This window comes from Vibrio sp. 10N.222.46.A1 (assembly GCF_041473595.1).
In the GTDB taxonomy this organism is placed as follows: Bacteria; Pseudomonadota; Gammaproteobacteria; order Enterobacterales; family Vibrionaceae; genus Vibrio; species Vibrio tasmaniensis_A.
The window spans coordinates 1-6,668 of the sequence record NZ_JBFRSN010000505.1 but is presented as its reverse complement, the minus strand read 5'-3'; the positions used below and the strand labels follow the sequence as shown (position 1 = coordinate 6,668).

6 protein-coding genes and 1 riboswitch are annotated in these 6,668 nt (G+C 44.8%); of the genes, 2 read left to right on the top strand and 4 right to left on the bottom strand.

Annotation, left to right across the window (positions count from 1 at the left end):
* The 4 genes from AB4496_RS14845 to AB4496_RS14830 all read right to left on the bottom strand — a co-directional run.
* Positions 1-224: GGGtGRT protein (locus AB4496_RS14845; protein WP_372131238.1), on the bottom strand; the 224-nt coding region annotated here is incomplete at its 3' end.
* Between the two features lie 23 nt (positions 225-247).
* Positions 248-940 carry an iron-sulfur cluster assembly scaffold protein gene (locus AB4496_RS14840; RefSeq protein WP_009848349.1) on the bottom strand — a complete coding sequence of 231 codons (693 nt, stop codon included), beginning with the start codon at positions 938-940 and terminating at the stop codon, positions 248-250.
* 194 nt (positions 941-1,134) lie between these two features.
* Positions 1,135-1,218, bottom strand: a riboswitch (Fluoride riboswitch).
* Positions 1,219-1,372: 154 nt separating this feature from the next.
* Complete coding sequence (locus tag AB4496_RS14835; RefSeq protein WP_004735185.1) at positions 1,373-1,666, bottom strand: YebG family protein; 294 nt, start codon at positions 1,664-1,666, stop codon at positions 1,373-1,375.
* 89 nt (positions 1,667-1,755) lie between these two features.
* Entirely contained in the window at positions 1,756-2,652 is an 897-nt protein-coding gene (locus AB4496_RS14830) for a LysR family transcriptional regulator (RefSeq protein ID WP_009848350.1), read from the bottom strand.
* Positions 2,653-2,813: 161 nt separating this feature from the next.
* Between AB4496_RS14830 and AB4496_RS14825 the strand changes: the two genes are divergently transcribed.
* Both AB4496_RS14825 and recC read left to right on the top strand, forming a co-directional pair.
* On the top strand, positions 2,814-3,809 hold the full coding sequence (locus AB4496_RS14825) for a TDT family transporter (protein WP_032555327.1): 996 nt from the start codon (positions 2,814-2,816) through the stop codon (positions 3,807-3,809).
* A 127-nt stretch (positions 3,810-3,936) separates the two neighbouring features.
* Positions 3,937-6,668, top strand: a 2,732-nt coding sequence (recC, locus tag AB4496_RS14820; protein ID WP_372131236.1) for an exodeoxyribonuclease V subunit gamma, incomplete at its 3' end; no start/stop codon positions are given.

Sequence of the window (6,668 nt, the reverse complement as noted above, 5' to 3'; positions counted from 1 at the left end):
TTCGCAGCTTGTTCTGCGCTGGTGGCTTTGCGAAATAGCGCCAGTGCTGAGCCAAGGATATAGGCATCGGCAGCGCTTTCGAAAGCAATAGGTTGGGTATCCATCACTAGCGCTTTTGGGGCGACATTGTGTGATAGACAGTATTGGTTCGCTTGCTCTAAAGAGTCGAAGTTCATTTCTGCCAATACGCGAGTTACTGATTCATTAAATTGAGTGTTCATCATATCTTTCCTCTAAATTGGCAAAATTAGTGTTGGCGTGGGTTAATGGTGGTAACGGCTTCATCGAAGCGACCATAAGTCCCCGTCGCAAGGTCAGCAGCTTCATTAGCTGGCATGCCTTGGTTAATCGCCTTCATCATTTTGCCGAGGTTGAGATATTCGTAGCCAATCACTTCGCTGTGATCATCAAGTGCAAGCTTGGTCACGTAGCCTTCTGCAAGCTCTAGGTAACGAACGCCTTTAGCTGAGGTTGAATAGCTGGTGCCTACTTGGCTACGTTGTGTTTGACCTAAGTCTTCCAATGCTGCGCCAATTTCTAGGCCGCCTTCAGAGAATGCGGATTGAGTTCGACCGTAAACGAATTGCAGAAAGATTTCACGCATGGCTACGTTAATAGCGTCACACACCAAGTCAGTATTCAGAGCTTCAAGAATGGTTCTTCCTGTGAGGATTTCGGCTGCCATCGCGGCTGATTGAGTCATGCCTGAACAACCAATCGTTTCGATTAGCGCTTCTTCGATGATGCCGTTTTTTACGTTCAGCGTTAGTTTTGCTGCACCTTGTTGTGGTGCACAAGTGCCGACGCCATGGCTTAAACCAGAAATAGCGATGACATCTTTTGGGCTAACCATGGCGCCTTCAACTGGAATTGGAGCTGAAGTGTGAAGATCACCCCTTTGAATAGGGCACATTGATTGAATTTCTGAAGAGTAGTGCATAATGTTTTCTCACTGATAGAGCCATTTAAGACCTAGGGCGTTGAGAAAACAGGACGTGTTGGAAGAGGTGTGGCTAATTCACTACAGATCTTGAGTATCGATCATCCAAAGGTGTCATGAAGCTCGGTCTTAATAGACTAAGTCCATTCCAAAATGGAGGAGTAGCGATACATCCAACAGTATTACCTGTTTTCGATTCTGTAGGAGTCATTAGCACGGTTCAAAAGAACGGGCGGTTGAAGCAAAAGCTTAGGTGGAACCCCATCACCTGATGGCTATAGATTAGATCTTAATCACACTTTTGTGCAAGCGAATGTTTAGAGCGATTTCGACTATAAACAGAGTTCATTATATTTCGATAAGTATAAAAAAACGCCAATAACGAGCTCTGATTAGAGACATTATTGACGTTTTTTAGAAAACTTCAGCTAATTAAGCGGCATCTTCTTCTGCGTCTTCAACTGCTTCAAGCTTCTTTTCTTTTTTCGGAGCTGGTTTACGCTTAGCACCTAATGCGTAAAGAACTTCTTCTTTGTTCTTCGCTAGGTACATAGCAAGCTCTTCTTGCTTGCCTTCATCTTCAACTAAATCGCTTTTGCTTAATAGTTCAAAAAGCTCATCAGCCATATCCAGCATTTTGTCGTATGCGTCAGCTTCGGCTTTAGAGGTAAAAGTCATTTTCTCTTCTCCGTTGCGTTCGACCACGTACTTGACGATAACAGCCATGGTTAATCCTCTAAGTTTGATAAAATTTTACTGGCTTTTTATACAGTTTCTGATGTTAAAAGTCCAGTTGGAGCCCTAACAATGCGGCCTCAATCTTGATGTGTAGCCCAGTCTTCACAATAACTCATGAAAGATTTCAGCAGCGGGCTCTGGTATTTGTCTTTGTGTACCAGCATCCAGAAACGTCGTTTCATGTCGAGTGGGACATCGAGTGCTTTCACTCGGCCTGAGTCAATTGCTCGTTGCGCCGCCAGTCGTGATAAACACGCGAATCCAAGATTGGCAGAAACTGAATTGATGATCGCCTCGGTGGTGTTGAGTTCAAAGGATTCATACCAGTGTTCGATACGCGGTGCGACGGCACGAAGGAAAAACTCGCGAGTGCCTGAACCAGACTCACGTAAAATCCAATGACTATCTTCTAAATCGCTTAAAATCACTTTTTCTTTTGAATTGAGAGGGTGTTGATTACTAACAATAATACACATTTCATCGCTACTGAACTGGCTAGAGATCAACTCCGGATGGAGTGTTTTTCCTTCAATTAACGCGATATCCAGTTCATAATCCACCAACTTTTGGCAGATCAGCGCACTGTTTGAAATGAATAAGCTCTGATCTTGATGCTGAGTTAGCTCGCGAAAGCCAGACAGAATAAACGGTGCGACCTGATTACCAATTGTGTCACTCGCACCGACCTTTAGATTGCCACTTAAAGGCTGGTCGTCACGGAACAAAACATCAATACCAGCAGCACGATGTAATATCTCATCCGCCAAAGGAAGAAGCTTTTGTCCTTCTTGATTGAGAATTAATCGGTTATTAACCCGGTCAAATAGAGAGTGACCGAGTTGTTTCTCCATTTCGCCTAGCGCCATGCTGACAGCGGCCTTAGACAGAAACAGAGCCTCAGAGGCTGCGGTCAATGTCGAATGCTGGGTAATAGTGACAAACACTTTGAGTTGTTTGATTGAAATATTAGCCATCAGGTTCCTAGTTTTACGCTGCTGGTGGAAAGGTATCGTTCAGTATTAATGAACATTTGTTATATATAATTGGATATTGTTTAACGAAGCGCAAGCGTATTATGGCTTCAACAAGCTGATGAGTTCACAAGTTTAGTGAATTAAGTTTAAGAGAGGCTGACATGATTCAACGTATTAAATATAGATTAACAGGAGCTCCAACTCCCATGGCAGGGTTAGCACTCGCAATTGCAAGTTTAGGCTGGTGTTGGGATGGTGTTTTAGTCGCACAAGGTATTTTGCACACACCGGGTTTGGTGCAGTGGGTCAGTGCTGGTATTGCGGCGGTATTGCTTCTTGTTTTAGCTGTGAAATTTTTGATTCACGGCCACTTATTACGTGCAGATCTTGCTCACCCTGTTGTCGGCAGTGTTGTACCCACATTCGCAATGGGTTGTATGGTGGTGTCTGCTTCGTTGGCTCCAATCTCTCAATTCTTACAAGAAGCTGTGTGGCTCGCTTCGGTAGCGTTACATGTCGTGTTCTTGGTGAGCTTCTTATACCACAGAGCTAAAAACTTTGAGATTCACCACATGGTGCCAAGCTGGTTTGTGCCACCAATCGGTATTATCGTGGCAGACGTTTCTTTTTCAGGTAACCCGATCTTAGAGCCCGTTGCTCACGCGACTTTAGTCTTTGGCTTATTGGTTTATGCGGTAATGCTACCAATAATGGTTTACCGCTTGATCTTCTCTCACGAAGTGCCTGACGCAGCAAAACCAACGATTGCGATTATGGCGGCACCAGCAAGTCTATCTTTAGCTGGCTACCTAACGGTGACGGCAAATCCTTCGCCAGTGATCATTGGGTTACTCTTTGGCATTGCAGTGTTGATGACGTTTATTATCTACATCGCGTTTTTCAAACTACTTCGTCTGCCATTCAGCCCTGGCTATGCGGCGTTTACATTCCCAATCGTGATTGGTGCAACGGCGCTATTCAAATTGGCGGCTTGGATGCAAACTGTTGGTGTGGAAACTCACTATGTGGATCAAGTCTTCAACCTAGCGTATCTAGAATTGATTGTGGCAACGTTTGTAGTGGGTTATGTGGCGGTTCGTTATTACATGAATTACAAACCTCACCGTGTTCTAAGTGCGGTAGGCAGTAGATTGTAAGAAGCAATAGTTCAAAAGATAAACGGACCTTAAGTTTTCAGTATTTCATAAGCTTATATTCCTAATCCAAACACGGCACTTATGCTAATCTGGCTTTATATTGTGGCAAGATTAGCGTGAGTGCACTTTGTTTACTGTTTACCATTCCAATAAAGTCGATACTTTAAAAATCCTTCTCGTTCACTTAATTAAAAGTGACCCTTTGGCCAATCCTTTCGAAAAAGAGCAGATCTTGGTTCAGAGCCCAGGCATGTCTCAATGGCTTAAGATGGAACTCGCCAAAGAGTTTGGCGTAGCAGCAAATATCGATTTCCCACTTCCAGCAACCTTCATTTGGGATATGTTTACCCAAGTGCTTCCTGATGTACCTAAACGCAGTGCTTTTAACAAGGAAGCGATGACATGGAAGCTGATGAGTTTGCTACCCGCTAAGCTTGACCACCCTGATTTTTTACCTCTACAACGCTACCTTGAAAACGACGAAGATGATTCGAAGCTGTACCAATTGGCAGAGAAAATTGCCGATATCTTCGATGGCTACTTGGTGTATCGACCTGAATGGATGGCGATGTGGGAAGCGGGAGAGCCCGTTGCTGAATTGGTCGATGATGAAGGGCAGCAAGCTCACCCTTGGCAACCGATTTTGTGGCAAGCACTCTATGAGCAAACCCTGTCTCAAGGCCAATCAAAATACCACCGTGGGAACTTGTACCACGACTTCATTGAAGCGCTAGCTAATCAACAAGGTAAATTGCAACATCTGCCTAAACGCTTATTTGTGTTTGGTATCTCTTCGTTGCCTCCTCGTTACATGGATGCGTTGAAAGCACTCGGTGAGCAGATTGATGTGCACTTGATGTTTACCAACCCTTGCCAACATTACTGGGGCGATATTCGCGACCGTAAATATTTGGCAAGAGTTGAAGCCCAGCGTCGTAAGCAGTTTGTGTTGGTTGATGGTTTACCTAAATTGGAGGGTGAAACTTCACCATTGAAAGATGGCATTGAAGCTAATATTGAAGACGAACTGCATACCAGCCAAGCCGTGGGTAATAGTTTACTTGCGTCTATGGGGAAACTGGGCAGAGATAACCTGTTTTTACTATCTCAATCAGACTGCGAAGAGCATGAGTTCTTTATTGATGTTGAGAGAGATAACCTATTGCATCAACTGCAAGCCGATATTCTCCAGTTAGAAGAACATCAAGACGACCACATATTAGATTCCAGTAACCATAAACAGGTTGTTGAACTTGGCGATCGCTCTCTAACCGTACATGCGTGTCATAGCCCAATGCGTGAGGTTGAAGTCCTTCATGATCAGTTGTTGGCGATGTTTGATACCAACCCGACTCTGAAACCACGCGATATCATCGTGATGGTGTCTGACATTAATGCTTATAGCCCAGCGATTCAGGCGGTATTTGGTAATGCACCGGGTGAGCGTTATATCCCTTACTCGATCTCTGATAGAACCGCAGACCAAGAAAGCCCAATTCTGACCGCCTTCATGCAGTTAGTCGCGCTACCAAACACGCGCTGTCTAGCTTCTGAGTTGCTAGAGCTGTTAGAAATTCCTGCGATGATGGCACGCTTTGGTATTGACGAGTTTCAATTCGAGCAAGCCAAGCAATGGGTTGAAGAAGCGGGTATCCGTTGGGGTGTCGATGCTTCAACGGCGACAGAATTTGATTTACCTGCGACCGAGCAAAATACTTGGCTATTCGGCATTCAGCGCATGCTATTGGGTTATGCGATGTCAGACTCTGCAGGTTTGTTTGAAACTGAACACTCTCCGATTGCCGCTTATAACGAAGTTCAAGGCATTAACGCCGAACTTGCAGGTAAGTTAGCTCACTTTATCGATCGTATTGCCCATTACCGTCAACGCTTAACTGAAACTCAATCTATCGATATGTGGCGTGAAATCTTGCTGCAAATGATTGATGATTTCTTTGCGGTTGAACTGGAAGGCGAGGTGGTGCTTAAGTCGATACGTGATGCGCTTTCGCAACTGAATGAACAGCTTGATGATGCCTTGTATGAACAAGAGTTGTCGCCAAGCATTATCTATCAGTACCTCAATAATAAGTTATCGGGTGCACGTATTAGTCAGCGTTTTTTAGCAGGCCAAGTTAACTTTTGTACCTTGATGCCGATGCGTTCTATTCCTTTCAAAACCGTTTGTCTATTGGGAATGAACGATGGTGTTTACCCTCGCTCAATGCCACCAGAAGGTTTTGATCTAATGAACGGACGCACACGACCAGGGGATCGTTCTCGCCGTGATGATGACCGCTATCTATTCTTAGAGGCGATGATGTCAGCACAAGAGTGTTTGTACATCAGCTATGTCGGCCGTTCGATTAAGGATAATACTGAGCGAGTGCCATCGGTATTGGTTTCAGAGTTGATTGAATACTGCCAACAGAACTACTGTTTGAGTGACGATCAAGCCTTACCAAGTGATGATTCAGGCATCAAGCTGACTCAAGCGATCAGCTTTGAACACACCATGACACCGTTCAGCCCTGCTGCGTTTACTCAAGGTGATGCGAGCCATGTGCTGAGTTACGCCAAAGAGTGGCTTCCAGCGGCTAACCGTACCGGTGAACGCAGTGGTGAATTCAATCGTGCATTGGATGACTATTTGTTGGGTGCGACGTACCCGTTAGAACTCGATTTGGTTGAGTTACAGCGTTTTTGGCGTTTGCCAGTGCAGTACTTCTTTAATCGCCGCCTAAAAGTGGTATTTGAGCCGCCACTTCCTGTGATGGAAGACGATGAGCCATTTGTACTTAATGGTTTAGAGAGTTTCCAACTTAAGGATGCTTTGCTGCAAGTGCTGCTAGACCACCC

Coding starts and splice junctions, on each gene's coding strand:
- AB4496_RS14835 (WP_004735185.1), bottom strand. CDS start 1,666: ATGGCTGTTATCGTCAAGTACGTGGTCGAACGCAACGGAGAAGAGAAA.
- AB4496_RS14830 (WP_009848350.1), bottom strand. CDS start 2,652: ATGGCTAATATTTCAATCAAACAACTCAAAGTGTTTGTCACTATTACC.
- AB4496_RS14825 (WP_032555327.1), top strand. CDS start 2,814: ATGATTCAACGTATTAAATATAGATTAACAGGAGCTCCAACTCCCATG.
- AB4496_RS14840 (WP_009848349.1), bottom strand. CDS start 940: ATGCACTACTCTTCAGAAATTCAATCAATGTGCCCTATTCAAAGGGGT.